The sequence below is a fragment of the Gemmatimonadaceae bacterium genome (assembly GCA_040882285.1).
Taxonomy (GTDB): Bacteria; Gemmatimonadota; Gemmatimonadetes; order Gemmatimonadales; family Gemmatimonadaceae; genus JACDCY01.
In genome coordinates this window covers 1-25,125 of record JBBEBQ010000020.1, presented here as the reverse complement: position 1 = coordinate 25,125, position 25,125 = coordinate 1, and the positions used below count along the sequence as shown (strand labels likewise).

The following is a 25,125-nucleotide window of genomic DNA, read 5'->3' as shown; positions in this document are numbered from 1 at the left end:
CGTATCGTCAAGAAAGGCGCGACTCTCCTGGTCGCGCCTTTTTTTGTGGTGAACGGTTTTTGGGTTGGCACTGCAGCTAGATCACAACCACTTCGGCGCGCCCGTCAGCCCACTGCGCAGTCAGCGAGTCACCAGCGCCGACCTCGCGCCGCGCCATCGCGATCCCGACTCCGCCGGAGCGCGGCGATGCCGTTGCGCTCCGCACGTCGCCTACCGTCTTTCCGCTCGCGTCCACCAACTCCGCGCCGCGGCGCGGAACGCGATCGCCGGCGAAGGTGATTCGCCGGAGCGTCCTGTTCACATGCCCGCGGAAGTGGATCCGCGCGACCACTTCCTGCCCCACGTAGCACCCCTTCGAGTACGATATCGCGCCCAGCTCGTCGAGATTCGCTTCCTGCGCCAGCGTGTCGTCGGTCATGTCCGCGCCCCATTCGGGAAACCCCGCCTCTATCCGCGCGACGTCGAAAGTTTTCCGCGTTCCCGGCATGGCGCCCGCCGCGACGAGCCGCGCGGTCAGCGCCGCGGCGGCTTCCGCGGGAGCTATGATGTCGAACCCCGGTATTTCGCCCAGCTCCGATGCGCGGACGATGCTGACGTCGGCGCCTTGGAAGCGCGCGCGGATGTGCGCGTATGGCCGCAGTTGGTCGAACGAGCAGCCCGCTCCCTCGAAGAGGCGCGACAGCAGCTCGGCCGCGCGCTTTCCGAACAGGCCGAGGTCGCAAGTTTGCCCGGTGATCTCGCTGAACGGCGTCACGCGCGGATTGACGAACTTGCGCACCATCGCGCGCCAGCCGGCCGCGGCCGCCGGACCGGTGTCGACGAGGTACTCGTCGCCGTCGCGCAGTACCCGCAGGTCCGCGACGATCTTTCCCTTGGGCGTCAGCGCGGCGGCGTACAGACCCTCGCCCGGCTGCAGCGCGAGCACGTCGTTGGTGACGAGTCCGGTCAGCGTCTCCGCAGCCTTGGCGCCCGTGAAGCGCCAGCGGGCGCGGTCGCCGCGGTCCAGTACGATCGCGCCGGCGCGCAGCGCGTCGTAGTCGCTCGCCGTCTCCGGACGCGCGCCCGCGGAGTCAGCCACGGGCGGCGTACGAGGCGTCGAGCAGATCCACGGGATGAACGGTTCGAGCGGGGATCCCGGCGCGCAGCATGCCGGCCCCGATCTGCATCATGCAGCCGGGATTTCCGGTCGCCACCCACGGCGCGCCGGTGGCCTTGATGTTCGCGAGCTTGGGAGTGAGCACGCGGTCGGAGACCTCGGGCTCGATGAGGTTGTAGATGCCCGCGCTGCCGCAGCACTGATCGGAATCGTGCAGTGGAACCAGCTCCAGGTCCGGGATCGCGCTCAGCACCGCGAGCGGCGCCTGCACCACGCGCTGCGCGTGCTGCAGATGGCACGGCGCGTCGTACGTCACCCTGAACGGCAGCGGGTTTCCGCGCAGCGGCCCGGCCGCGGCCAGCAGCTCGCTTACGTCGCGCGCCTTCGCCGCCACGGCGCTCGCGCGCTCCGCCCATTCCGCGTCGTGCTCGAGCAGCAGACCGTAGTCCTTCATCGCGGCGCCGCACCCGGCTGCGTTCACGACGATGAAGTCGGCGCCCGACCGCTCGAACGCGTCGATGTTGCGCCGCGCGAGTCGGCGCGCGGTCTCGAGATCGCCGGCGTGCGCGTGCAGCGCGCCGCAGCATCGCTGGCCGCGCGCCTCGCGCGGCTCGTACCCGTTCACCGCGAGCGTCCGCTCGGTCGCCCGATTGGTCGCGGTGAAGAGTCCTTCCATCACGCAGCCCTCGAGCAGGGCGAACGATCCGCGCGTCGGAGCGATGGTCGGCTTGTATCCGCCGCGCTCGAGCCGGCTCTCCGTGGACGCCAGCATCGCCATCGCGAAGCCGATCTTGCCCGGCAACCGCGACAGCAGCCACGGGATCGGCGTGGCCGCGAGGAATCGCCCGCCCGCCATCCCGATCGCGAGCACCCACGGCCGCGCGAAGGACCAGAGCAGCAGCCGCGCGAGCAGCGGAACGGGGCGCACCTGCGTGAGCGTTGCGCGGGTGGCTTCCAGCAGCTGGCCGTACGGCACTCCCGAGGGGCAAACGGTCTCGCACGCGCGGCAGCCGAGGCAGCGGTCGATGTGCTCGCGCACGACGGGATCGTCCACGGGCACCGTACCTTCCAGCAGCGAGCGCATCAGGAAGATGCGGCCGCGCGGGCTGTCGTTCTCGTCCTCCATCGCGAGATACGTGGGGCAGGCCTGCAGGCAGAAGCCGCAGTGCACGCACGCGTTGATCCCGGGCAGCGCGCCGGCGAGCGGAGTGCCGGGGAGCGCGCACACGATCGCGTCCCCGGGCGGAGTCGCGTCCGTCGCGGAGCCGGTGACGTTGGCCGCCGCCGTCACGGAGACTCTCCGAGAATTCCCGGGTTGAGCACGTTCGCCGGATCGAAGGCCAGCTTCACCCGGCGCGAGATCGGATCGTCGATGGATGCTCCAGCGATCCGGCTCCAGGCGTTCCCGAGCCGCTCCGGAATGAGGCGCGCGCTCTCGAGCGGGCGCGCGATCCCGGTCAGCACGTCGTCCAGCGACCGCGCGGATCCGGCCGGAGCTTGCACCAGGCAGCGCACGATCCCGCGCATGACGGTCGCGTGCCGGAGCAGCTCCTGCCCGCCGGTCGCCCCGTCGGCCAGCGCGTCCCAGAGGATCGGCAGGTCGGCGAGCGGCGTCGAGAAGCGGAGCGTCGCCGTCGCGTCCGCGTCGAGCGCGCGGAGCCGGTCCCAGCAATCGTCCGGGGCCGCGAAGGATTGTCCGAGCGCGGCGAGCTCCGCGAGCTGCGCGGTGACGCTCTCGCTGTTTCCGCCGAAGCGGGCGAGCAGGACCGTCTCCGCGGGAAGCCCCAGCCGGTGTGCGACGGACGGGTCCAGGAGCTCGAGCGCGAGCGGGGCGATACGCGCGGCTCGGGCGGCGGCGAGAACCGCGGCGAGCTTCCGGCCCCGCTCCGGCACGACGATCCCGGCGCTGCGCTCGACGTCGTTGCGCGCGCGCAAGCGCAGCGTGAGCTGGGTGATGACGCCCAGCGTTCCCCAGGATCCCACGAGGAGGCGGGTGAGATCGAAGCCCGCGACGTTCTTCACCACGCGCGAGCCGACGGTTATCACCTCGCCGGTGCCGGACACCGACTCCAGGCCGAGCACCTGATCGCGCGGCCTGCCGAACGCGGTCGCGAGCGGCCCGTACGATCCCGTAGCGACGGTCGCACCGATCGTGCCGTCGGGCGAGCCCGGCGGATCCAGCGGAAGCCACTGGCCATGCTCGCGCGTCGCGCTCGCGATCTCGGTGAGCGGAGTACCGGCCCGAACGGTGATAGTGAGATCTCCCGGGACGTAGTCGACTATCCCGGAGTACGACGCGAGGCTCAGAGTCTCGCCCGCCTCGACGGGCCCCCCCGCGTCGAGCCACGTGCCGCGTCCGGCGATCCGGAGCGCGCGTCCGCCCGCCGCCGCCGCCGCGACCCGCGAGCCGATGTCGTCGAGTGTGACCGTCGCCGTCACCGGCCGCGTCCCGCCGGTGTCGCGTACCATTCGCGGCACGAGTGCAGCGGTACCACCTTGCCGGGATTGCTGCGCCGCTCGGGATCGAACACCTCGCGCAACCGGCACATCGCCGCGAGCGAATTGGGCGTGAAGATCTTCTCCATGTAGCCGATCTTGTCGAGCCCCACGCCGTGCTCGCCGGTGATGGTGCCGCCCGCGGCGATGCAGACACCCATGATCTCGCGCATCGCCTGGTGCACGCGCTCGCTCTGCTCGACGTCGTCCGCGTTGTACGGAATGTTGGGGTGCAGGTTTCCGTCGCCGGCGTGGAAGATGTTGCACACGAGGACGCCATGCTTCTGCGAGATGCCGTGAATGGCGGCGAGGATCTCGGGGATCTTCGTGCGCGGCACGACCGCGTCCTGCACGACGAGGTGCGGCGCGAGCCGTCCCATCGCGCCGAACGCCTTCTTGCGTCCCTGCCAGAGCTTGAGTCGCTCGGCGTCGTCGCGCGCGACCCGCACGGTGCGCGCTCCGGCATCCATGCAGATCCGCCGCACGCGGTCGACGTCCTCGTCGATGCCATCCAGCAGGCCGTCCAGCTCCACCAGCAGGATCGCTTCCGCGTCGGTGGGATATCCCGCGGCATATATCGAAGACTCGACGACGCGCGTCGTGGGGCCGTCGAGAAACTCGAGCGCCGCGGGGACGATCCCGCTGGCGATGATCGCCGACGTCGCGCGCGCGCCGCCGTCGACGGTCAGAAAGTCCGCGAGCATCGTGCGGATCACTTCCGGCTTTTTCAGCAGGCGGACGGTGATCTCGAGCGCCACGCCGAAGCATCCCTCGGAGCCGACGAACGCGCCGACGAGGTCGTAGCCCGCGCGATCGCTCACCTCGTCGCCCAGCTGGACGATAGATCCGTCCGGGAGGACCGCCTTGACCGCGAGGATGTGATTCAGCGTCACGCCGTACTTGAGGCAGTGCGGGCCGCCGGCGTTCTCGGCGACGTTGCCGCCGATGGTGCACGCCGCCTCGCTGGACGGGTCCGGCGCGTACAGCAACCCCTTCGGTCCGACGGCGCGGTTGAGGCTCAGGTTCACCACACCCGGCTCGACGGTCGCGGTCCGGTTCTCGACGTCGATATCGAGGATGCGCTTGAGGCGGTTCAAGCCGAGCAGGACGATGCCGTCGGCGAGCGCGCCGCCGGAGAGTCCGGTGCCAGCGCCGCGCGGCACGAACGGCGCGCCGGCCTCGTGCAGCGCGCGCACGACGTCGATCACCTCGTCCCGCGTTCCCGGAAAGACGGCGAGCGACGGCTGCCGCCGGTAGCCCGGCAGACCATCGGAGTTGTACACGAGCAGCTGCGACTGTCGCGAGAGAACGTGCGTCCCGCCGACTATTTCCGCGAGCTTGCGCGCGAGCGCGGGATCGAGCGTGTAGTCGCCGCCGGACGGACGCGCCGGCTCCGCGTTCAGGGACATCTGGCCGCCACCACCTTCAACGCGTTTCGCTCCACCCGCAGCTCCAGCGGAGCCGGCAGGCTCATGATCTCTCCGTCCACGGCCACGGGTGCGCGCCAGCGCGCGAGGTGGATCGTGCAGCGCTCCACGATGAAGGCGTCGAGCGCGTCGCCCGCGGCGGCGTGCTCCACACCGCGCGCGGCCGCGGCCATCGCCAGCGCGACGAGCCGCGCGCGCCGGCGACCTTCGACGATCATGACGTGCAGCCCGTGACGGCCGCCTTCGATGCGCGCGCCGAGCTTCGGTACCTTCAGCTCGCGCTCGCCCACGCCGACAAACACGAGCGCCGTCTTGTACCGGCGGACCTGGCCGTCGACTTCCAGCTCCACGTGCATCGTGTACATCCTGACGAACGTCCGCAGCACGGCGAGGAAGCTCGCGAGCCGATAGCCGACGCGCTTCTCCAGCCGGTCGCGCGTGCGCACGTAGCCGACGTACATCCCCACCGAGAAAGTGTTGAGGAAAAGCTTGTCGCCGACGTACCCGACGTCGACCTCCGCGCTGGCATCGCCGCGGGCGGCGGTCAGCGCCTCGGCGAGATCGATCGGAATGTGGTGGTCCCTGGCGAAATGATTGAGCGTTCCGCCCGGCACAATCGCCAGCTCGACGCCGGTGCCGGCCAGCGCGTGCGCCGCGGAGGCGATCGTGCCGTCGCCGCCGCACACCAGCACACGCTTCGACCCCGAATCGACCGCTTCGCGAATTTGCCGGGTCATGGCTTCGGCGTCGGTCTCGCGGATGTCGAACGCGCCGGCGGACTCGAGCGCTTTACGCGCGGCTTCAGCGGAGCCGGCGGCGCTGTTGAGGAACGCGACGACACGCGGATCCTCCGCGCGCGCGGTCGCGGCTGGCTTCATCACCGGGCTTGCCATCCCTTCAATCAAAACAGGGACGCCGGCATTAGCCAACGTCCCTGTCCATCGCTCGGAGGGGAAGCGGTTAAGCGGTAGTCCAGAACCCGGAGAGTGCGGCGCCGTCGGGCGACTGCCGCAGCTTCTCGAACGCCCGCTCGCGAATCTGCCGGATCCGCTCGCGCGTAACGCCCATCAGGGCGCCGATCTTCTCCAGCGTCATGGCTTCGGAGCCTTCTTCCAGCCCGTAATACAGGTACAGGATCTTGCGCTCGCGCGGAGTGAGATACGTGCGGAAGACCCGGTCGATGAACTCGCGCATGAGATTGAAGTCGGTGACCTCCTCGATCTCGATCCCGTCGACGCCGGCGAAGCGCTCGCCAAGGGTCGACGCCTCGCGGTCGGAGCGGTCGATCGGCGCGTCGAGCGAGAGCTCGGTCGCGGACATCTGCTTGGCGGAGCGGACCTGCTCGGGCGTCTCCTCGAGCAGTCTTCCCAGCTCGTTGTCGGTCGGATCGCGCTTCAACACCTGCGAGAGCACGGTCTCCGCTCTCGACAGCTTGATGAGCTGCGAGTTCTGGTTGAGGGGAATCCGGACCGAGCGCGTCTGCTCGGCGAGCGCCTTCAGGACCGCCTGCCTGACCCACCACACGGCGTACGAGATGAACTTGACGCCCTGGTCGGGATCGAACTTGCGCACGGCCTTGAGCAATCCTTCGTTGCCGATAGCGACGAGCTCGCTGAGATCGAGGCCGTGCCCCTGGTACTTCTTCACGTATGAAATGACGAAGCGGAGGTTGGCCGTAACCAAACGCTCCGCTGCCTGTTCATCCCCATTCTGCGCGAGCCGCGCGAGGCGCCGCTCTTCCTGAACATCTTTTATGAGCGGAAGCTTCTGGATGTCGTGCAGGTACTGGTCGAAAGCGGTGGAAGGCGAGGAGCGAAAAAAACCCTTAGACCTGCTTTCGGCCGTGGTCTGCATAAGCTGCCCTGATCGGGAGTTTTTTGGGCGGCCCGAAGTGGGCCGCGAACCAGCTGGGTGGGAACTCGGACGGCCACGATAATGTCGCGCTCAGGAACGGTCAACAGACACCTTGACGCCAATCCGGAGAGCGGATTGGAGGGTCGCTTAGCAGCTAATCGGCGTGGTTAAAGGCGGACTGTTTCCCGCCCCGGCTCAGACCGTGGGCGGGTCTTTGGGCTTCGTTCGGCCCGTAGCCATGAGGATGCCGAGTCCGATGAGGACGATCACGCCGACCGCGATCCACATCGCGGGCAGGTTGAGCAGATAGGCGGCGATGGCCAGACCGAGCACCAGCACCACGAAGCCGATCATGTACGTCGAGAAGGAAGACATAAAGAGTGACTGGTGACTGGTGACTAGTGACTAGTGAACTACATCCGATGCCTCAAGCATCGGACCTCGAGGGCAACCATGCAAGAGCGTTACCAAGCGCACGCAGTTACTAGTCACCAGTCACAAGTCACTAGTCACTAGTCACTAGTCACTAGTCACTAGTCACTGTTGTCCGCGCGCCACGAGCACCGCGTGCCCCCACTTCCGTCCGAACCTGCGTGCCTGGCTGCAGTCCTCCGTCCAGATGTCGAGCGTGGGACCGATGACGTTCTTGCCCGTGTCGTCCACCAGGAAGCGGCCGATGTATTCCTTGCCCAGGAACACCTCGACGTAGCGCGCGAGCGGAAATACGCGCGGGTCGGCGGCGACGATCCCCGGGCGCACGTATCGTCCGCGGCGTGTGGTGCCCTGCAGGCAGTACTGGGTGAGCGACACGGGGACTACGAGCCCGGGACGGGCGCGATCAAACGGGCCGGCGAATCGCGGGTCCAGAAAGAAGCTGCGCTTGGCGTGGACCAGCGTCGGCGGGAGCGACGGCTCGCCATATACCACTATGGGAGCGTGCTCGAGGACATGGCTCTCGTACGGCATATGCACTACGTCCGCCTTGACCAGGGCGGCGGCCGTGATGCTCGCGACCGCGGTCCGGATCAGCGTCTGATATCTCATTGCAGCACCTCCTGCACGAGGGTGTCGGGCAACGGCAGCGTCCATCCACTGTCACGGCCAGCCATCCTTCCCACTCTCTCGGGCAAGGCGTACTCGATCTCGCCCGATCGCTTCTTCTTGTCGGCGCGGGCGAGCTGCATCACTCGCTCGACGCTGACACTCAGCGGCAAGACGGTCGGAAGCCCCGCCAGGCACACCGCCTTCCGAACCGCTTCGGCCGTACCGGCCTCCGCGATCCCCGCGCGCTCGGCCGCCTTGGCCTCCGCGCACATCCCTATGGCCACCGCCTCGCCATGGAGCAGCGAGTACCCGCTGGCCGCCTCGATCCCGTGGCCGAGGGTGTGGCCGAAATTCAGAATCTTTCTGAGACCGTGCTCCCGCTCGTCCCGGGCCACGATCTCCGTCTTTATCTCCACACTACGGACGATGAGCCGAGCGAGGGTGTCACCCGAAGCCCCCGATTGGCTGAGCAATCCAGGCAGCTCGGCCACGACGTCCGTGAAATATTGCACGTCTTGCACGATTCCATGTTTCAATATTTCAGCCAGCCCGGACTGGAATTCTGTAAGTGGAAGTGTGGCAAGGACTTCCGGATCGATAAAAATCGCGGTTGCGGGGTGAAATGCCCCCACCAGATTCTTCCCGCCGGTCGTGTCCACGCCCGTCTTGCCGCCATGGGCCGAGTCCACCATGGCAAGAAGGCTGGTGGGGACGTGTATCAGCGGGACTCCCCTCATATAGGTAGCCGCCACGAATCCGGCGAGGTCCCCAACCATTCCGCCGCCCAAACCCACGATGGTAGTGTCACGACCGTGGCCAGTGCTACTTAACTGGTCGGTTAATGTCGCCCAACTGTCTCTAGTTTTGTGCGATTCGCCAGCGGAAACGGTTAGAACTGAAACGCTGGTCGGATCTGGAAACGAGCCCGCAAGCCGCTCGGCATACAGTGGCCCGACGATGGAGTCGGTGATGATCGCGTAGCGGAACGCGGGCGCAACCGCGGCAATCTCGGCCCCGAACTGCGCGAGCGACCCGGCCGAAACGACGACCGGCGGTCCAGTGACGGACAGCTTTCTCAAAGTCGACATCGACCCGGCCCTACCAGGTCACTTCGCCGGCCGCCGCCCTTTTGTTGGCGACGCGGGCCAGCACGAACAGCAGGTCGGAGAGCCGGTTCAGATAGATCACCACTACCGGCGGGATGGTGGTCGCCCTGGCGAGCCCGACTACCGCCCGCTCGGCCCTGCGGCAGACGGTTCGGGCGAGATGCAGCGCCGCGCCCTTGGGCGAGCCGCCCGGGATGATGAAAGCCTTGAGCGGATCCAGCTCCGCCTCGCAGGCGTCGATCGCGCGCTCCAGCTCGACGATGCGCGCGGCGTCGATCCGGGCCTTGGTGAGATGCTGCTGCATCTTCTCCAAGTCGGGCGTCGCGAGCAGCGCGCCGATGCCGAAAAGATCGCGCTGGATCCCTACCAGCACTTCGTCCACCCGCGGCAGCGCGTCGCCCGACCGCGCCAGTCCGATCACGGAGTTCAGCTCGTCCACGTCGCCATATGCGGCGACGCGCGGGTCATCTTTCTGAACGCGCCCGCCGCCAAAGAGGCCGGTGTCTCCGAGGTCGCCAGTGCGCGTGTAGATTTTCATCCCGTTGAACATAATGAACCACGAATCAGTCGACATCACGATCATAGGTGCCGGGCCCACGGGCCTGTTCGCCCTTTTTTACGCCGGCATGCGCGGCGTCCGCGCGCAGATCCTGGACGCGCTCCCCGAGATCGGCGGGCAGCTCACGGCGCTGTATCCGGAGAAGTACATCTTCGACGTCGGCGGGTACCGGCAGGTGCTCGCCAAGAATCTCGTGCGCGAGCTGGCCGAGCAGGCCTTCCAGTTCGGCGCGCCGGCGCACCTCAACCAGAACGTCATCGCGCTGGAGGAAGCCGACGGCGGCTTCGTGCTCGCGACCGAGACCGACCGATTCCCGACGCGGGCGGTGGTGATCGCCGGCGGGCTCGGCGCGTTCTTCCCGCGGCGGCTGCCGCAGAAGGGCACCGACGAATGGTACGGCCGCGGCGTGTACGACCGCGTCGTGGATCCGGCGCAGTTCCAGTCGCAGAGGATCGTGATCATCGGCGGCGGCGACTCGGCGTTCGACTGGGCGCACCAGCTCCGCGACGTCGCGACGGAGATCACGCTCGTCCACCGGAGCGACCGCTTCCGCGCGCACGCGGCCACGGTAGCGGAGGTGGTCGCGGCGTGTCCGCCGGCCGGCCGGACGACGCTGCTCCCGTTCCACGAGCTGCAGGAGATCCTCGCCGAAGGCGACACGCTGCGTGGCGTGCGCGTTCGGGACGTGAAAGCCAAGACGACGCGCGACATCGAGGCGGACTCCGTGCTGCCGATGCTTGGCTTTCACAGCGAGCTCGGCGCGCTCAAGGATTGGGGGCTCACGTTTGAGGGGAACGACATCGCGGTGAACAGCCGGATGGAGACGGGCCGCGCGGGGGTATGGGCCGCGGGCGACATCACGACGTATCCCGGCAAGCTCAAGCTGATCGCGACCGGCTTCGGTGAAGCCGCCGCCGCGGTGAACCAGGCGGTGCACTGGATCTACCCGGAGAAGAAAGTCGCGCCGGGGCACAGCTCGAACATGGCGATCTTCGGCCAGAAGGACGACTAGAACCGCGTGCCTGATTGCCCTGCTGCTGTATGGGCGGGGCTGCGCTTGCTGGAGTGCCTGACGTTACGTGTGAAGGACCTCGACTTCGCGCGCGGAGAAATCCGTGTGCGACGCGGCAAGGGCGGAAAAGACCGCGTCACCATGCTACCCGATATCGCCCGCCCGGCACTGGAGAAGCACCTGGTGCGCGTGCGTGCGTTGCACGCGCGCGACCTGAGCGACGGGGCGGGACATGTCGCGTTGCCGGAGGCGCTGGACCGCAAGGCGCCCGCTTGGGCTACGGAGTTGGCGTGGCAGTGGGTGTTTCCCGCCTCGCGTCGCCATCGGGATGCCGCCAGCGGGCAAGAGCGCCGGCATCACGTGCATGAGACCGCGGTGCAGCGTGCGATGCAGCACGCGGTTCGGGAGGCCGGGCTGGCGAAGCGGGCGACGTGCCACACGCTGCGGCTCTCATTCGCGACTCACCTACTGGAAGACGGGTACGATATTCGGACGCTGCAGGAACTGCTGGGGCACACGGACGTCAGTACGACGATGATTTACACCCACGTCCTGAACCGCGGGCGGTTAGGCGTCCGGAGTCCGGCGGACCGGCTGGGTGGCGAATAGCAGATATTGCGGCGATGCTTGCTGCGTTGCCAGAATAAGGGGTAGTATCCTGTGCAGGTGAATAGATAGTTAGGCCGTCGACGCAGCGCACGCCGGCGCAATGGAGGCGGGATGAGAATCAATGTACTAGGCAGTTGTCTTCTCCTCGCAGCATCCGCGGCATGCGCCGTCAACATACAGCATCCGGCGGACGCTCTGGTAACACGGGCTTGGTCGGGCAGCCCGGACTTCATCAGCGGCGACATTTCACCCGACGGCCGTTACCTGTCGCAGGTCAACTGGGCAAGCGGCGACCTCCAGCTCGTCGATCTCCGCTCGGGAGAGGCCCGCGATCTCACCGGCCAGGGCTACACCGGCGGGTACGCGTGGACGTCTGCCTTTTCACCTGACGCTCGGCGCATTGCGGTCGCGTGGTATATCGATTCGGTGAATGCTCACGAGTTGCGGGTCATGAGTACCGTCAGCGGTCGCTTCCGAACTGTGGTTCCTGCCGATCCTGATCGCTACTACATCGATCCCGTCGACTGGTCCGCTTCGAGCGACGAGATCCTAGTCGCCGTGCAGGGAAAGGACCAGACCTGGCAGCTCGGTCTCGTTCCCGCAGGGGGCGGCCCGATACGGACGGTCAAAGCTCTTGGCTGGCAGACGCCTGGCGGGGGACATGACCAGGCATATCCGGACGCCGATTTGTCACCGGACGGACGGTACGTCGCATACGACTATCCGCCGAACCCGACCGCGTCAACCCGCGACATCTTAGTCGTGCCCTCAGCGGGAGGCGCGGAAACAGTGCTCGTGTCTGGGCCAGGCTCCGATCGACTTCTCGGTTGGCTCCCCGGCGGAGATGGGATTCTCTTCTACAGCGACCGCAACGGCACGCCATCAATTTGGCGGCTTCGGGTGCGGGCGGGCCGGCCGATAGGCGAACCAGAGCTCATCCACGCCAACGTTCCTGCGCTCGTCCCTCTCGGTTTTACGCGCGACGGGTACGCGTATGGCGTTATGACCGAGACCACACGAGTACACGCCGCAGAAGTGGACCCCGCTGGCGGAGATAACGTGCGAATGCCACGGGCGGTCCACGAGCCGCCGTGGCGCAGAAGCTTTGCAGCCGACTGGTCACCCGATGGCGCCCGCTTGGCGTTTGTCACCCACGATCCCCTTCCAGATCCGGTCGAGAGGCTGCAAATCGCTTCGACGACCGGAGAGATTGTTCGGACTATTGTACTCACCCCCGCGCTCCACACCAGCAATGGAACCTTCCGGTGGGCGACGGCGGACCGAATCATTCTCTTCGCGTATGAACGCGGCCTGGACGGCATCTTCGCGCTGGATCTTCGCGACGGAAGTCACCGGCGCGTGATGACGCCGCCGTCAGTCGGCCGCAGCGCCATCAAGTGGTTCGATGTGGGACCGGACGGCCGCAGTCTCTACATGGTTGCGCGACCGCAGGGCCGCGGTCGTGGGAACAACCTCGTGGCTGCCGATGCGGAGACTGGAGTCATGCGCGTGATCGGCACAGCAAGAGCAGTCACAGCGTCTCTGTCTGTTTCACCAGATGGGACGCAACTGGCATTTCTCGCGCGCGACGACACCTCGGGTCACGTCGAGCTGCGCGTTATTTCCACGACGGGCAGCGGAAGCTCGCGCACGGTCTTTCGGCCCGATCGCGGCCGAATTGGACCGCCTGTAACGTGGATGCCCGACGGCTCCGGGCTCGTGTTCAAGATCGAGAGCGGCGAGCAGGCGAGCCTCTGGTCCATCAGCGTGCGCGGAGGCGAACCGGTCCGCCTGCTGTACGATTGCTGCGCCGAGAACCACGTGCGCATACATCCCAATGGAAGACGACTCGCGTTTGCATCCGGCAGGGACCGTGGGGAGATATGGATTCTGAAGATGCCAGGAGACTCCGGACTCCAGCCTCCGCGCGAATGACGGCGGCGGCACGAAGGCCCTCTCGTGTTTCTCGATAGCGGTCAGATCCGCCTCGGCGACTTGCACGATCTTGGGCGCGGCCTAACGAGGAGTTGAACCTGACCGGCGCTCTGCGGTGGCGGCTCGCTCGCAGAGCTCGCGAGCCGCATTTTATTGGAAACGCCGGCAGGTTAACTCCGGCGCGTTAGCCGGACGAACATGCTCCGTGCGTTGGCAACACTGGTGTTCCTGCTGCTCCCGGCCACGGCTCGCGCCCAAGGCGTCATAACGCGTGGCGGCTTCGTAATCGTGCGGGGGACCGACACGGTCGCGGTCGAGCATTTCGAGCGTGGGGCCGAAACTCTTGCGGGGGACGTGTTCGGACCCGGCGGCGAGCGCTTCCACTACGTTGCGCGCCTGCGGCGCGATGGCGGCATCGCTTCGATCGAGTCCTCGCTTGACTGGGGCTGGTGGGCGAACAGTGTCATGCGCTTCACGGCAGATACGGTTCGCCTTTCCGGCTTTTTGCGCGGACAGCCACGGCAGCGCGAAATCGTCACGGGTGTCCCGGCGATGCCGATGTATCTCATATCCTTTGCGCTCCTCGAGCAGCTTCTCCGTAGTACCCGCGCGACCACGCAAGCCGTGCGGGTGCCGGTGGTACAGCTCCAACAGATGGACACCACGAGCTGGAACGTGGTCTGGCCGACGACCGACTCGGCCACGGTCGTATTCCCCGGGTTCGGCGAGGCGCGGATGGCCGTTCTGCCGGACGGCAGCATCGCAAGCGGCGTGATCCCCGCACTCGGCTGGACTGCCACGCGCGCGGCGGAAACACCGGCGACCACCCGGCCTGCGGCAGCACTGCGACAGGGTGGAGCAGAGCGCTCTCTGCCGTTCGGCAGTTTCGGCCGCTGTAACGAGCCCAGCCGAGAGCCGATCACTCGCGTCGAACTGCCCGGCAATCCGGTGATGGCGCTGGCGACGCCGGATGGTTGCTGGCTGGTGGCATCGCTCGCGTCGACGAAGCTCGGCTGGCCGGGTGCCATCGCGCTCTTCAGCCGGTCGACCGGCGTTGTGTCACTCGCGCGCCTGCTACCACTGGAAGTCCCTGCGTACGGGATTGCGCTCACGCGCGATGGTTCACTGCTGATGGCCGCTGCCGGCGACGGCGTCGTGTTCGTGGATCTGCAACGCCTGATCATGGGGCGGACCGACGCCGTTCTCGGCGAGCTGCGCGACGGCGGCCGGCCCGTGCGTTTCTACCTCAATGTCACCTCTGACGACGGTTTCCTGTTCGTGAGTGACGAAGCCGCACAGACAATAACGGTGGTGGATCTGGTCAAGGCGCGGGCCTCCCACTTTGCGGCGACGGCGGTCGTCGGCAAGATTCCCGTTGGCAGCTTTCCGGTCGCGCTCACCTTCTCGGCCGATCAGCGCTACCTGTATACGACGAGTCAGATTGCCCCCGCGAAGCTCGCCTGGGCGAAGGCTTGCCGCCGGGAAGGTACCGGGCCGACGGCCGAGCCGGTCAATCCACCAGGCGCGGTTCTTGTCATTGACGTGGAGCGCGCGAAGACGGATCCGGTGAATGCCATCGTGGCTGCCGCGCCCGCAGGATGCAGTCCGGTGCGACTTGTGCTTTCACCCAAAGGAGATGTGGCGTACGTGACCGCGCGCAACAGCGACGCACTTCTCGCTTTCGATACGAGAAAGCTGCGCGAAAACCGGATGGGCGCGCTTCTCGCCCAGGTACCGGTTGGCCCTGCGCCAGTCGGCGTCGCCGTGGTGGACGATGGCGCGAGGATCATTGTCGCAAACTCGAACCGATTTGCCGCCAGGCAGACTGATGATCAAAATCTGACCGTTGTCGATGCAATGCGAATGTCGGCTGGCGCCGCCGCCGTGCTGGGAACAATTTCGGCGGGTGCGTTCCCGCGCGAGCTCCAGACGACGCCGGACGGGCGAACCTTGCTCCTGACCAGTTTCTCGTCCTCGACGCTCCAGCTCGTGGATTGGGATCGAGTGTCGCTCCAACCAATAAAACGGTAGCGACAGGCTGATCAACCTCACCGCGATCATTCCGAATGACCACCAGATCGACTGAGTCTTCAATGAGACGGTATAGGCATCGTGGAAGCACGCTGCCGGCTAACAAACGGTTGCAGCAGACAGCGGATCTATTGTGTGCGCGTTTCGCGCTTTGTTTCATTCCGCTGCAGCTGAACCGTGGCGTTGTAGAATAAGTCGTCGAGACGCGGTGGTCGCCTTTCTGGGCGGTGCTCCGATCATTCCCGACGTGGTGATCGTCGATTGGGGGGCTCTGGCGGTCGAGTTTTCAACAATCCGATCGCGCAAATGCTCGAGGGACTTATTCTACATCTTCGGTAGGCTGCCTGCGGAATTCAAAAAATGGAAGACATGCTCACTCGCGGCAAGCACGCTCTCGCGTCGCAGCCCTTCAGCGTGCTGCTTGGGGCCGAACTACTGGCTTTTTCCGAGGGGCGGGCTGAGATCAGCATTTCGATTCGAGAGGAACTGAAACAACAGCACGGATTCGTACACGGTGGCGTCATCAGCTACGCCGCCGATAATGCGCTGACGTTCGCTGGGGGTAGCGGTCTCGGTCCCGGCGTGCTGACCTCGGAGTTCAAGATCAACTACATGCGTCCGGCAGTTGGCGATTCGATTGTGGCCCGTGCGGCAGTGGTTCACGCGGGGAGGAGTCAGGCCGTTTGTCGCTGCGATGTGTTTGTGCTCCGGCAAGGACACGAAAGTCTGTGCGCCACGGCCCAAGGGACCGTTACGTTGCTTTCTGCATCGTCAGGGTCGACGCCGGGGACCGCGTGAGCGCGTCCCGGTTCACCCTGTTCACGGGAGTAGGCGTGCACAGCGCTCGATTCCCTACCTGTCGGCGCACCGCTGACGACGACATGCGCTGCACCGCATAGCGAAACCCGGGCAGCCCGCTAGTTGGCGGTCTTGTACGCAACGCGCGGATCCGCCTTCGCGTACGCCAGATCGGTGATCAGGTTCACCATCACGAACACCACGCTGAGGAACAGCACCGAGCCCTGGATCGCGGGCAGGTCGCGGCGGGCGATGGCGTTCACCACGTAGCGGCCGAGTCCCGGCCAGCTGAAGATCGTCTCGGTGAGAATGCTCCCCGTGAGATAGTAGCCGAAGTCGAGTCCGAGCACGGTGATGATCGGGATGAGCGCGTTTCGCAGCGCATGCCGCGTTATCACCAACCGCTCGCGCTGCCCTTTCGCGCGCGCAGTGCGCACGAAATCGCTGCCGAGCACGTCGAGCATCGCCGAGCGCGTCACGCGCGCGAGGAAGGCGATCGAGCGGGAGCCGAGCGCGAGCGCGGGTAGGATCAAATACTCGATTCCGCCGTAGCCCGATGGTGGGAGCCAGCGCAGCATCACCGCGAATACCAGAATCAGAATCAACCCCACCCAGTACACGGGGAAGGAGATCCCCAGATACGCGACGCCGAGCGAGATGCGGTCGAACCAGCCGCCGGGAACTCGCGCGCTGAGTATTCCGATCGTGATCCCGATCACCGAGGCCAGGAGCATGGCCGCGCCCGCGAGCTGCAGTGTCTTCGGGAACCGCTCACGAATGTCCTGCAGGATCGGTCGGCGCGTGATGTACGATCTGCCGAGATCGCCCCGGAGGACGCCGCCCGTGTAGTGGATGAACTGCTTGTGCAGCGGGTCGTCCAGCCGGAGCTCGGCCCGCAGGCGCGCGACGGTCTCCGGGTCCGCCCGCTCGCCGACCATCTCCTGGACCGGGTCTCCCGGCGCGACGTACAGCAGGAGGAACACGACGACCAGCACTCCGAACAGCGTCGGGATGGCTAGCAGCAGGCGTCGCAGGATGAATGAAAGCATGGCTATTGGCTATTGGCTATTGGCTATTGGTCAGCTAAGAGCAAATAGCTAATAGCCAATAGCGCCTTACCTCGCTATCGACACTCCCGTCCAGTTCTGCCCGTTGAAGATCGTCGGGATCGCGAAGTCCTTCACCCAGGGTTGAATAGCGTACAGCACTCGGTGATGAAAGAGGAAGATCATCGGCGCGTCCGCGAAGGCGATCTGGTCCGCCTGGCGGTACAGCGCCGCGCGCGCGGCGTCGTCCTGCTCGCGCCTGGCCTGATCGACGATCCGATCGAAGTTGGGATTGCTGTAGAACGATATGTTTCCGCCCACGCCGCGATTGGCGGTGTGCAGCAGCGGATACAGGAAGTTCTCGGCGTCCGGATAATCGGCGAACCATTCCTTGAGAATCATGTCGGTCTCGCCCTTACGCGACGCTTCGCGCACGGAGGACGCGTCGCGCTGCACGAGCTTCGCGCGTATGCCCGCTTCGGCGAGATACGCCTGGATCACCTCGGCGATTCTCGGGAACGGCGGCGACTGCGACGACCACAGCTCGAGGGCTATGCCGTTCGGAAAGCCGGCGTCGGCGAGGAGCTGCTTGGCGCGCGCCACGTCGCGCTTGTACGGCGCGCGCATGGTGTCGGCGCCGGGAAGCGTCGGTGGTATCACCCCCGCCGCCACGCGGCCGTGTCCGCTGACCATCCGGTCGAGAATGGTCGGGACGTCCACGGCGAGATTGAGCGCCTGGCGCACGCGCACGTCCCGCAACGGGCCGCGCGTCGTGTTGATGCCGACGTACCAGAAGCGCAGCGCCGGCGCGGAAGAAAGCAGCGCGCTCCGCTCGTCGGTCTGCTCCCAGCTGCGCGCTTCCTGCTCGGGCACCTGCAACACGTCCACGTTCCCCGTCTCGAATTCCGCCACCGCCGTGCTCGGCTCGGCGATGATGCGGGCCATCAGCGACTCGGCCTTGGCGGCTCCGCCCCAGTACGCGTCGTTGCGCGCGAACAGCAGGTAATCGTCGTGCCGCCACTCGACGAACTTCCACGGCCCCGTGCCCACCGGGTGCTCGCCGAAATTCGCCGGGACGGAATCGGGAATGATCGAAGTCACCGGCATGGCCAGGAGCTTCGGAAAAATCGCCAGCGGCTCGGTGAGCGTGATCACGACGGTCGAATCGTCCGGCGCGGCGAGCCCGGAGATCGTCGGGGCGTTGCCGTCGGCGTATTCCCGCGCTCCGCGGATCGGGTACAGCGGCCAACCCCGGCCGCCGGTGGTCTCGGGGTCGAGCACGCGCTGGAAGCTGCTCAGCACGTTCCGGGCGGTGAACGGGCGGCCGTCGTGGAACTTCACACCCGGCCGGAGATGGAAGGTGTAGACCGTCCCGTCGGACGAGACGTCCCAGGATTTGGCCAGCCCGGGTACTATCTGCGCGTCCGGTGTAAAACGTACGAGGCCGTCGAATACGTACGCGACTGCCCGACCGGTGGGCACGTCGGTGGAGAGCGCGGGGTCGAGCGAGCGGGGGTCATAGGTGTCTCGCGAATCGATCAACGTCCGACGCGACGGCGAGGAATCACCACCGCGGCACGCCACTGAGGCGAGCAAAAGAAGGATTAGGTAGGCTCGGCGCATAGGGCTAAACTGTTGACTGGTGGTGAGATTCGCGTGAACTTAGTGAACCATTTCAAGAGCATAAATCGTGACCGCGGAATACAACTATCGCCGACGACTTGGCCTGGCCGAGCTGCTTCCCGCGATCGCGGTCGGGCTGGGCGCGGGACTGGCCGGCTTCTATCTCGCCCGCGTAATGGCCGAGAAGACGCCGCTCGTTCCGCGGTCAGTCGGGACGAAAAGCATCGCACGTTCCGAGCCGCCGCAGCCACCTCGCGCAGCGATAAAGCTGGCAGCGCCTTGATGGATCGCCGCCCCGTGCGGCTCGTCTGTTTCCTCACATCGCTCCTGCTGGCGCTTTCCTCTCCCGCCGGCGCCCAAACGGCGCCCTGCGGCCCGGGTGATCTCGAGGTACGTTCGCTGCAATTCTCCGGGAACACGGCGTTCTCGGACGGACAGCTCGCACAGACGATCGCGACGACACCATCCGGCTGGACGCGGCGCGCGCTGCGGTTGCCGTTCGCCGCGCGCCGCTGCCTCGACCCGGCTGAGTTCGTCAACGACCGGGTCAGGTTGATCGTGTTCTATCGGAACCGCGGATATTCCCGGGTCGCGGTCGACACCGCCACGACTCGCCTCGGGTCGAGCGCGGTGGCGGTCCGGTTCCTGATCGACGAAGGCCCGCCCACCCAGCTGGCGTCCCTCGCGGTCGTCGGACTCGAAGGCGTGCGGGACTCGGCGCGCATGGTTCGCAACCTTCCGATCCGCGCGGGCGATCCGTTCGACAGGGTGCGGATCGAAGCGGCGCGCGACACGATCGCGCGCCGGCTCCGGAACAACGGCTACCCGGCGGCGGTCGTCACGAACTCGTTCGTGGAGGATCAGGCCGCGCTGGTCGCTCATGACACGCTGCGCGTGGCGAGCGGACGGTTCACCCGGATAGGCGGGGTGAGCGTCGTCGTAACGCCCCGCGCAGGAAAGACGCAGCAGATCCCCGACGCCGTCGTGCGGCGGATCGCGGGCGTGGACAGCGGCGCCGTGTATCGCGAGCGTGCTCTCCTGAACGCGCAGCGGGCGCTGTATCAGACCGAGGCGTACCGGCAGGTCGCGATCGGCATCGACGACACCGTGCCCGGTGACTCGGTGGCGGATATCCGCATCGCACTGGCGGAGGACGCCATGCGCGCCGCGCGTGTCGGCTTGGGCTACGGCACGCTGGATTGCGTCCGCGCCACCGGCGAGCTCACCAACTACAACTTCCTCCGGGGCGCGCGCCGGCTCGAGCTGAGCGCGCGCGTGTCGAAGATCGGCATCGGCCATCCGCTCGACGGCGCGCGCGACCTGTGTCCGCAGGCGAAATCGGATCCGTACAGCAGCCGCTTGAACTACTACTTCGGCGCGACACTGCGGCAGCCGTCGTTCTTCGGTCTGCGGACCGTTCCGACAATCACCGTCTACAGCGGCCGGACGTCGGAGTACAAGGCGTATCTGCGCACCACCGCGATCGGCGGAATCGTCGGGCTCGACTGGCGCAGGTTGCAGCGCACGCCGGTCGGCTTCGCGTACCAGCTCGATTACGGGCGTACCGAGGCGCAGCCCGCGCTGTTCTGCGCCGTGTTCAACCGGTGCGATCGAGAGGATCGGGAGCGGCTGCAGCGACTCCAACCGCTCGGCGTCGCGAGCGTCGTGGTCTCGCGCAACGCGGCCAACAACGCGATCTATCCGACGGGCGGTTACACCTGGCGCGCCGACGCGAGACACGCTTCGCGGCTCACGCTGGCGGACAAGTCGCTCGGCTTCAACAAGCTGCTCGGCGACGCCGCGCGGTACTGGGGACTCGGCGGCAGGAACGTCCTCGCACTCCGGCTGCGGGCGGGGGGGCTGCTGGGCCCGGCATTCGGGGATCCCACGCGCTTCGTCCCGCCGGAGGAGAGGCTGTTTGCGGGCGGACCCACGACCGTGCGCGGCTTTCCGCAAAACGAGCTGGGATCCGCGATATACATCGCGGTCCAGTTCGACACGCTGTATCCCGCCGTCACCGGACGGAGCGACACACTCTTCCGGGTCAGTGAAGGAGAGCGCGGGTTTCGCCGGGCCGTTCCCGTCGGCGGCAACTCACTGCTCGTCGGCAACGTCGAGCTGCGCGTGCCCGCTCCTGTCTTCTCCAACGTTCTCCAGATGACTCTGTTCACGGACGTGGGCGACGTCTGGAACCGGGGCACCGACGACGTGTTTCTGAACTTTCGCCTCAAGGCGACACCGGGCATTCAGCTGGGGGCGCTGTCGCCCGTCGGGCTGATCCGCATGGTCGTCGGCTACAACCCGTACGATCGCCCGGCCGGGCCGCTGTACTACGAGGTTCCGACGGCGCTCGGCGGCTCGCTGCCGTGCGTGAGCCCGACCAACGTGCTGCCCGTGCACGCCGTGGAAGGAGAGAACGGGATCGTGCTGACGCAGGAGGAGGGCCGGTGTCCGCGGACCTTCGCGCCCGCGCGCGACGGCAGCTTCGCCTCGCGTCTCACTTTCAGCTTCGCCATCGGGCAGGCGTTCTAGGCGATGTCGCGCAGGCAAAAGGTCGTGTTGTCGAGCGCCGCGATTCTGATCGGGCTCATGCTGGCGGTGGTCCTGCTGGTCGTCGGCGGCACGCAGACGCAGTTCGGGCAGGAGCGCGTCCGCGCGTTCGTGCAATCGTGGCTGGCGGCCAAGGTGCGCGGCACCATGCACGTGGGCCGCATCAGCGGCGGCCTGCTCAACGGAGTGGTCATCGACTCGATCGAGATCCGCGACGAGAACGACTCGCTGTTCCTGGCGACGGGACGAGTCTTCGTGCGGTACGAGCTGCGCGACCTGTTCGACAAGCGGATACTCGTGCGGCGCCTGGAGGTCGAGCACCCGAACGTGCACCTGCGGTATTACCCGGACGGGAAGTGGAACTTCGAGCGGATCTTCCCGCGCGGCCAGCCGGCGCCGCTCGGGCGCCGCCGCGGGTTCGGCGAGTTCGTGCAGCTGGATTCCGCCCTGATTCGCGACGCCAAGTTCGCGGTCACGATCCCGTGGCGGGTGCTCGGGAATCCGCCGCGGCGCGTGCGCGACAGCATCGTGACGGCGGCGCTCACCGATCCCGCGCGGGAGGTGCGCCGCTCGGGCGAGGGGTTCACGCGCACCTGGCGCTGGGAGCGCGGGAACGTCGCGCTCGGACCGTCGCGTCTCGCCGACCCGGACAGCGCGGCGCGCGTGTTCACGGTGCGCGATCTCGCGGTCAAGGGACTCGACCCGCCGTTCTATTTCCGGAACGTGCGCGGCACGATCCGGCACCTGGGTGATTCCGTCTGGGCGGACGCGCCGTACTTCGATCTGCCGGGATCGACGGGAAGCGGCAAGGCGAAGATCGTCTGCTGCGGCGGTCTGCCGCTGCGGTATTACGTCGACGTGATCGGCGACTCCGTGTCGCTGTCCGACGTCGCGTGGGTGTATCCGACGTTGCCGCGCACGGGTGGCGGGCGCATGAAGCTCGCCATCCGCAACTCGCCCGGAGATCTCGGGGTCCTCGACTACCGGATCTACGACATGGACGTGACCAGTACGAAATCGCGGCTGAGCGGCACGATGACGTTCGGCGTAGGTCGCCCACTGCTCGTAGCGAAAGACGTGCGGCTGGAGGCGGCGCCCGTCGACTTCGATCTGCTGCGCACGCTGGCCGGCGGCCCGTTCACGTACGATTGGCAGGGGAGGATCACCGGCACCGTGACCGCGTCCGGCGGTCCGCTCGACCGGTTCCGGGTGGAGCGGGCCGATCTCGTGTTCGCCGACGCGCACGTGCCTGGCGCGATCTCGCGCGGCACCGGCCGCGGAGTGCTCGACATAAGACTGCCGGCGCTCGCGGTCTTTCGCGGGTTCGACGTGAACGTGGGACGCTTCGACCTGCGGACCGCGCAATTCCTCAATCCCGAGTTTCCGCGCCTGCTGGGTACGCTCGCCGGCACCGCGACACTCGATTCCGTCTGGACCGACGTCCGATTCAGCAACGCGGACGTGCTGCACCACGACGGGCCGGGACCGCCGTCGAGAGTGACGGGCGCCGGTCGCCTCACGCTCGGTGACGAGTACGTGACGTACGACGTCGATCTGACCGGCGCGCCTGTGTCACTGACGACGCTCGCGCGGTCGTATCCCGCGATACCGCTGCGCGGCGAGATGAGCGGACCGATCCGCGTGAGCGGGACCGCCGCGGGCATGACCGTCGCGGCGACGCTCGCCAACGCCGATGGATCGATCTCGTTCGACGGACAGGTGGACGCGGAAGCGCCGAGCTATGTGGTGAAGGGCGAGGGCGTTGTGACGGGCGCGAATGCGCGCGGTCTGCTGGCGCGAGCGGATCTGCCGCCGACTTCGCTGAACGCGCGCTACGGCATCGATCTCACCGGTGCGAGCGCGGAAGACCTGCGCGGCACCGTGCACGTCGCGGCCGGCGGCTCGACCGTCGACGAGCTGGCGATTGACCGGGCGACCGCGCGCGTCGCGATCGCGGACGGGATCGCGCGCATCGACACGCTCACGATCGCGTCTCCGGCGGGCACCGCGTCCGCGACCGGAACTGTCGGGCTCACGCCGTCGGCGAAGGGCGCGTTCGACTTCATGCTGCGCGCGGACTCACCCGGCGCGCTGCGGCCGTACCTCGGCGAAGGGCGCTCGACCGGGGCCGTAACCGTGCGGGGGCGGGCGACGACCAGCGCCGGCGTGGTGGCGGTGGAGGGGAGTGTCGCCGGCAACGACCTGGCGGTGCGCGACAACCGCGCAAAGCGGATCAGCGGGACGTTCGACGCGCGGAGCGAGAACGGCGCGGTGTCGGGCTCGGCTGCGTTGAAGGCCGACACCGTCTCGTTCGGGCGGATCCGGCTCGCGTCGGTCGACGTGAGCACAGATCAGAGCCCGGCCGGAACTGGCACCGCGGCGGCGACGCTCGTCGCGGCCAACGGAGCAAGCACGCGGCTGGCGGCGCGAACCAAGCGGCGCGGGGACACGGTGCTCGTCGCGCTCGACACGGCCTCGATCGCGGCCGACAGCGCGCATCACTACCGCCTCAGCTCGCCGGCCGTGATCACCCTGGCCAAGGAATTCGTGGAGCTCGATTCGCTGCGGCTCGAGCTGTTCACCAAGGAAGGGGCCGCGCGCGACCGCTCCGGCGGATCACTGCTGGTGCAGGGAGTGCGGGTGGCCAACGATTCCGTCCGCGGCTCCGTGCTCAGCTCCGGCGTCGATCTATCGGTGGTGCAGAGCGTTCTTCCGGTCACCAACGCGCGCGGGCCGCTCGACATCAATCTCAGCGCCGCGGGGCCGGTGACGCAGCCCGTCTTGAACGGGATGCTGCGCGTTACCGACGGGAGCTTCGTCATTCCCGCCACCGGAGTGACGTACAATAACTTCGACGGCGAGATCGAGCTGGTGCAGGACACGCTCTACATCCGCCGGCTCACGGTATACACGCCGCGCGGCGGGGGGCGGAACGGCGGGGCCGCGGTGATCGGGAACATCGACCTCACCACGTACACGCGGCCGCGGTTCGACATCCGCATGCGGGCGGACCATTTCCGCGCGGTGCAGCGGGCCGGACTCGCGACGCTCGACGTCTCGACCGGTCCGGAGATAGAGCTGGTGGGCGACTACGACGCCGCCGTGTTGCGCGGCGGCTTGGTAGTGAACGAAGGCAGCGTCTACCTGCCGGAGCTGCTGGGGAAGGACGTCATCGACCTGGACGATCCGGCGCTGTACGGCCTGGTGGACTCCACGCTGCTCCAGGCGCGTCGGTTCCTGCCGAAGGTGCCGAGCGCGTTCGCGACGAACCTGACGCTGGACAACGTCGCCGTCACCGTCGGCGAGGACGTGTGGCTGCGCTCGTCGGAGGCGAACATCAAGCTCGGAGGCCGGCTCGATCTGGTACGCGGCCGGACCGAGTCCGCGATCACGGGAGCGTCGACCGACTCGCCGCAACTCGCGCTCGCGGGAACGCTCAACGCGGAGCGTGGCACGTACGTGCTCAACCTCGGCGTCGTCCAGCCCACTTTCGAGGTCGAGCGCGGAACGCTGCGGTTCTTCGGCGAGCCGGAAGTGAACCCGTCGCTCGACATCCGCGCCATTCACACCGTGCGGCGTCCGCGGCAGAGCTTCAACCGCGAGGACGTGCGCGTGCTGGTCGCGATCACCGGCACGCTGAGCGCGCCCGTGCTCTCGCTGGCGAGCGCCGACAGCCTGCCGCTGTCGCAGTCGGATCTGCTGAGCTACCTGGTGACCGGGGAGCCGGCGTTCGCGCTGAGCAACACCTCGTCGCAGTACACGGAGCAGCTGCTCACGATCGGCGGTCGGCTCGCCGGCACTTTCATCAGCAGCAGAATTCCGCGGAACGTCTTTGATATCGTGGAGGTGCAGACTGGCACGATCGGCGGGGAAGGGGCGGCGGGCGGGTCGACCAGCTCATACCTGAGCAGCCTCTTCACGACGCGCGTCATCCTCGGC

General features: G+C 67.2%; 20 protein-coding genes. 8 read left to right on the top strand and 12 right to left on the bottom strand.

Going from position 1 to position 25,125, the window contains the following annotated elements; genetic code table 11:
- Positions 1 to 76: 76 nt before the first annotated feature.
- The 10 genes from WEA80_11205 to WEA80_11160 form a co-directional block, all read right to left on the bottom strand.
- Complete coding sequence (locus WEA80_11205; protein MEX1187146.1) at positions 77 to 1,078, bottom strand: hypothetical protein; 1,002 nt, start codon at positions 1,076 to 1,078, stop codon at positions 77 to 79.
- On the bottom strand, positions 1,071 to 2,387 hold the full coding sequence (locus WEA80_11200) for a heterodisulfide reductase-related iron-sulfur binding cluster (protein ID MEX1187145.1): 1,317 nt from the start codon (positions 2,385 to 2,387) through the stop codon (positions 1,071 to 1,073). The genes WEA80_11205 and WEA80_11200 overlap by 8 nt, the downstream gene beginning before the upstream one ends.
- Positions 2,384 to 3,565 (bottom strand): FAD-binding oxidoreductase, encoded by a 1,182-nt coding sequence (locus WEA80_11195; protein ID MEX1187144.1) that lies wholly within the window; start codon positions 3,563 to 3,565, stop codon positions 2,384 to 2,386. The genes WEA80_11200 and WEA80_11195 overlap by 4 nt, the downstream gene beginning before the upstream one ends.
- The gene (locus WEA80_11190; GenBank protein ID MEX1187143.1) at positions 3,532 to 5,001 is read right to left on the bottom strand and encodes an FAD-linked oxidase C-terminal domain-containing protein; all 1,470 of its coding nucleotides are present in this window, start codon (positions 4,999 to 5,001) and stop codon (positions 3,532 to 3,534) included. Before WEA80_11190 ends, WEA80_11195 begins: the two co-directional genes overlap by 34 nt.
- Positions 4,992 to 5,897, bottom strand: a complete 906-nt coding sequence (locus WEA80_11185; protein MEX1187142.1) for a diacylglycerol kinase family protein — start codon at positions 5,895 to 5,897, stop codon at positions 4,992 to 4,994. Before WEA80_11185 ends, WEA80_11190 begins: the two co-directional genes overlap by 10 nt.
- An 82-nt stretch (positions 5,898 to 5,979) precedes the next feature.
- Positions 5,980 to 6,873, bottom strand: a complete 894-nt coding sequence (locus tag WEA80_11180) for an RNA polymerase sigma factor RpoD/SigA (GenBank protein MEX1187141.1) — start codon at positions 6,871 to 6,873, stop codon at positions 5,980 to 5,982.
- A 195-nt stretch (positions 6,874 to 7,068) separates the two neighbouring features.
- Positions 7,069 to 7,248, bottom strand: coding sequence for a hypothetical protein (locus WEA80_11175; GenBank protein MEX1187140.1), 180 nt, complete (start codon positions 7,246 to 7,248; stop codon positions 7,069 to 7,071).
- 162 nt (positions 7,249 to 7,410) lie between these two features.
- Positions 7,411 to 7,917: a 3D domain-containing protein gene (locus WEA80_11170; GenBank protein ID MEX1187139.1), complete on the bottom strand. Its 507-nt coding sequence runs from the start codon at positions 7,915 to 7,917 to the stop codon at positions 7,411 to 7,413.
- The gene (aroB, locus tag WEA80_11165) at positions 7,914 to 9,005 is read right to left on the bottom strand and encodes a 3-dehydroquinate synthase (GenBank protein ID MEX1187138.1); all 1,092 of its coding nucleotides are present in this window, start codon (positions 9,003 to 9,005) and stop codon (positions 7,914 to 7,916) included. Before aroB ends, WEA80_11170 begins: the two co-directional genes overlap by 4 nt.
- 10 nt (positions 9,006 to 9,015) lie before the next feature.
- The gene (locus WEA80_11160) at positions 9,016 to 9,561 is read right to left on the bottom strand and encodes a cob(I)yrinic acid a,c-diamide adenosyltransferase (protein ID MEX1187137.1); all 546 of its coding nucleotides are present in this window, start codon (positions 9,559 to 9,561) and stop codon (positions 9,016 to 9,018) included.
- Positions 9,562 to 9,574: 13 nt separating this feature from the next.
- Between WEA80_11160 and WEA80_11155 the strand changes: the two genes are divergently transcribed.
- From WEA80_11155 to WEA80_11135, 5 genes are all read left to right on the top strand, one after another.
- Positions 9,575 to 10,594 (top strand): NAD(P)/FAD-dependent oxidoreductase, encoded by a 1,020-nt coding sequence (locus tag WEA80_11155; GenBank protein ID MEX1187136.1) that lies wholly within the window; start codon positions 9,575 to 9,577, stop codon positions 10,592 to 10,594.
- Positions 10,595 to 10,663: 69 nt separating this feature from the next.
- Positions 10,664 to 11,203: a tyrosine-type recombinase/integrase gene (locus WEA80_11150; GenBank protein MEX1187135.1), complete on the top strand. Its 540-nt coding sequence runs from the start codon at positions 10,664 to 10,666 to the stop codon at positions 11,201 to 11,203.
- A gap of 111 nt (positions 11,204 to 11,314) precedes the next feature.
- Positions 11,315 to 13,138, top strand: coding sequence for a hypothetical protein (locus tag WEA80_11145; GenBank protein ID MEX1187134.1), 1,824 nt, complete (start codon positions 11,315 to 11,317; stop codon positions 13,136 to 13,138).
- A 222-nt stretch (positions 13,139 to 13,360) separates the two neighbouring features.
- Positions 13,361 to 15,169, top strand: coding sequence for a YncE family protein (locus tag WEA80_11140; GenBank protein ID MEX1187133.1), 1,809 nt, complete (start codon positions 13,361 to 13,363; stop codon positions 15,167 to 15,169).
- A gap of 360 nt (positions 15,170 to 15,529) precedes the next feature.
- Positions 15,530 to 15,967, top strand: a complete 438-nt coding sequence (locus tag WEA80_11135) for a PaaI family thioesterase (GenBank protein ID MEX1187132.1) — start codon at positions 15,530 to 15,532, stop codon at positions 15,965 to 15,967.
- A gap of 119 nt (positions 15,968 to 16,086) precedes the next feature.
- Here WEA80_11135 and WEA80_11130 read toward each other — a convergent pair whose 3' ends face one another.
- Both WEA80_11130 and WEA80_11125 read right to left on the bottom strand, forming a co-directional pair.
- Positions 16,087 to 17,016, bottom strand: coding sequence for an ABC transporter permease (locus tag WEA80_11130; GenBank protein MEX1187131.1), 930 nt, complete (start codon positions 17,014 to 17,016; stop codon positions 16,087 to 16,089).
- Positions 17,017 to 17,082: 66 nt separating this feature from the next.
- On the bottom strand, positions 17,083 to 18,555 hold the full coding sequence (locus WEA80_11125) for an ABC transporter substrate-binding protein (GenBank protein ID MEX1187130.1): 1,473 nt from the start codon (positions 18,553 to 18,555) through the stop codon (positions 17,083 to 17,085).
- 148 nt (positions 18,556 to 18,703) lie between these two features.
- On the opposite strand from WEA80_11125, the gene WEA80_11120 reads away from it, so the two are divergent.
- The 3 genes from WEA80_11120 to WEA80_11110 all read left to right on the top strand — a co-directional run.
- Entirely contained in the window at positions 18,704 to 18,919 is a 216-nt protein-coding gene (locus WEA80_11120) for a hypothetical protein (protein ID MEX1187129.1), read from the top strand.
- Positions 18,919 to 21,168 carry a BamA/TamA family outer membrane protein gene (locus tag WEA80_11115; GenBank protein MEX1187128.1) on the top strand — a complete coding sequence of 750 codons (2,250 nt, stop codon included), beginning with the start codon at positions 18,919 to 18,921 and terminating at the stop codon, positions 21,166 to 21,168. The genes WEA80_11120 and WEA80_11115 overlap by 1 nt, the downstream gene beginning before the upstream one ends.
- Positions 21,169 to 21,171: 3 nt before the next feature.
- On the top strand, positions 21,172 to 25,125 hold a 3,954-nt coding region (locus WEA80_11110; GenBank protein MEX1187127.1), incomplete at its 3' end, for a translocation/assembly module TamB domain-containing protein.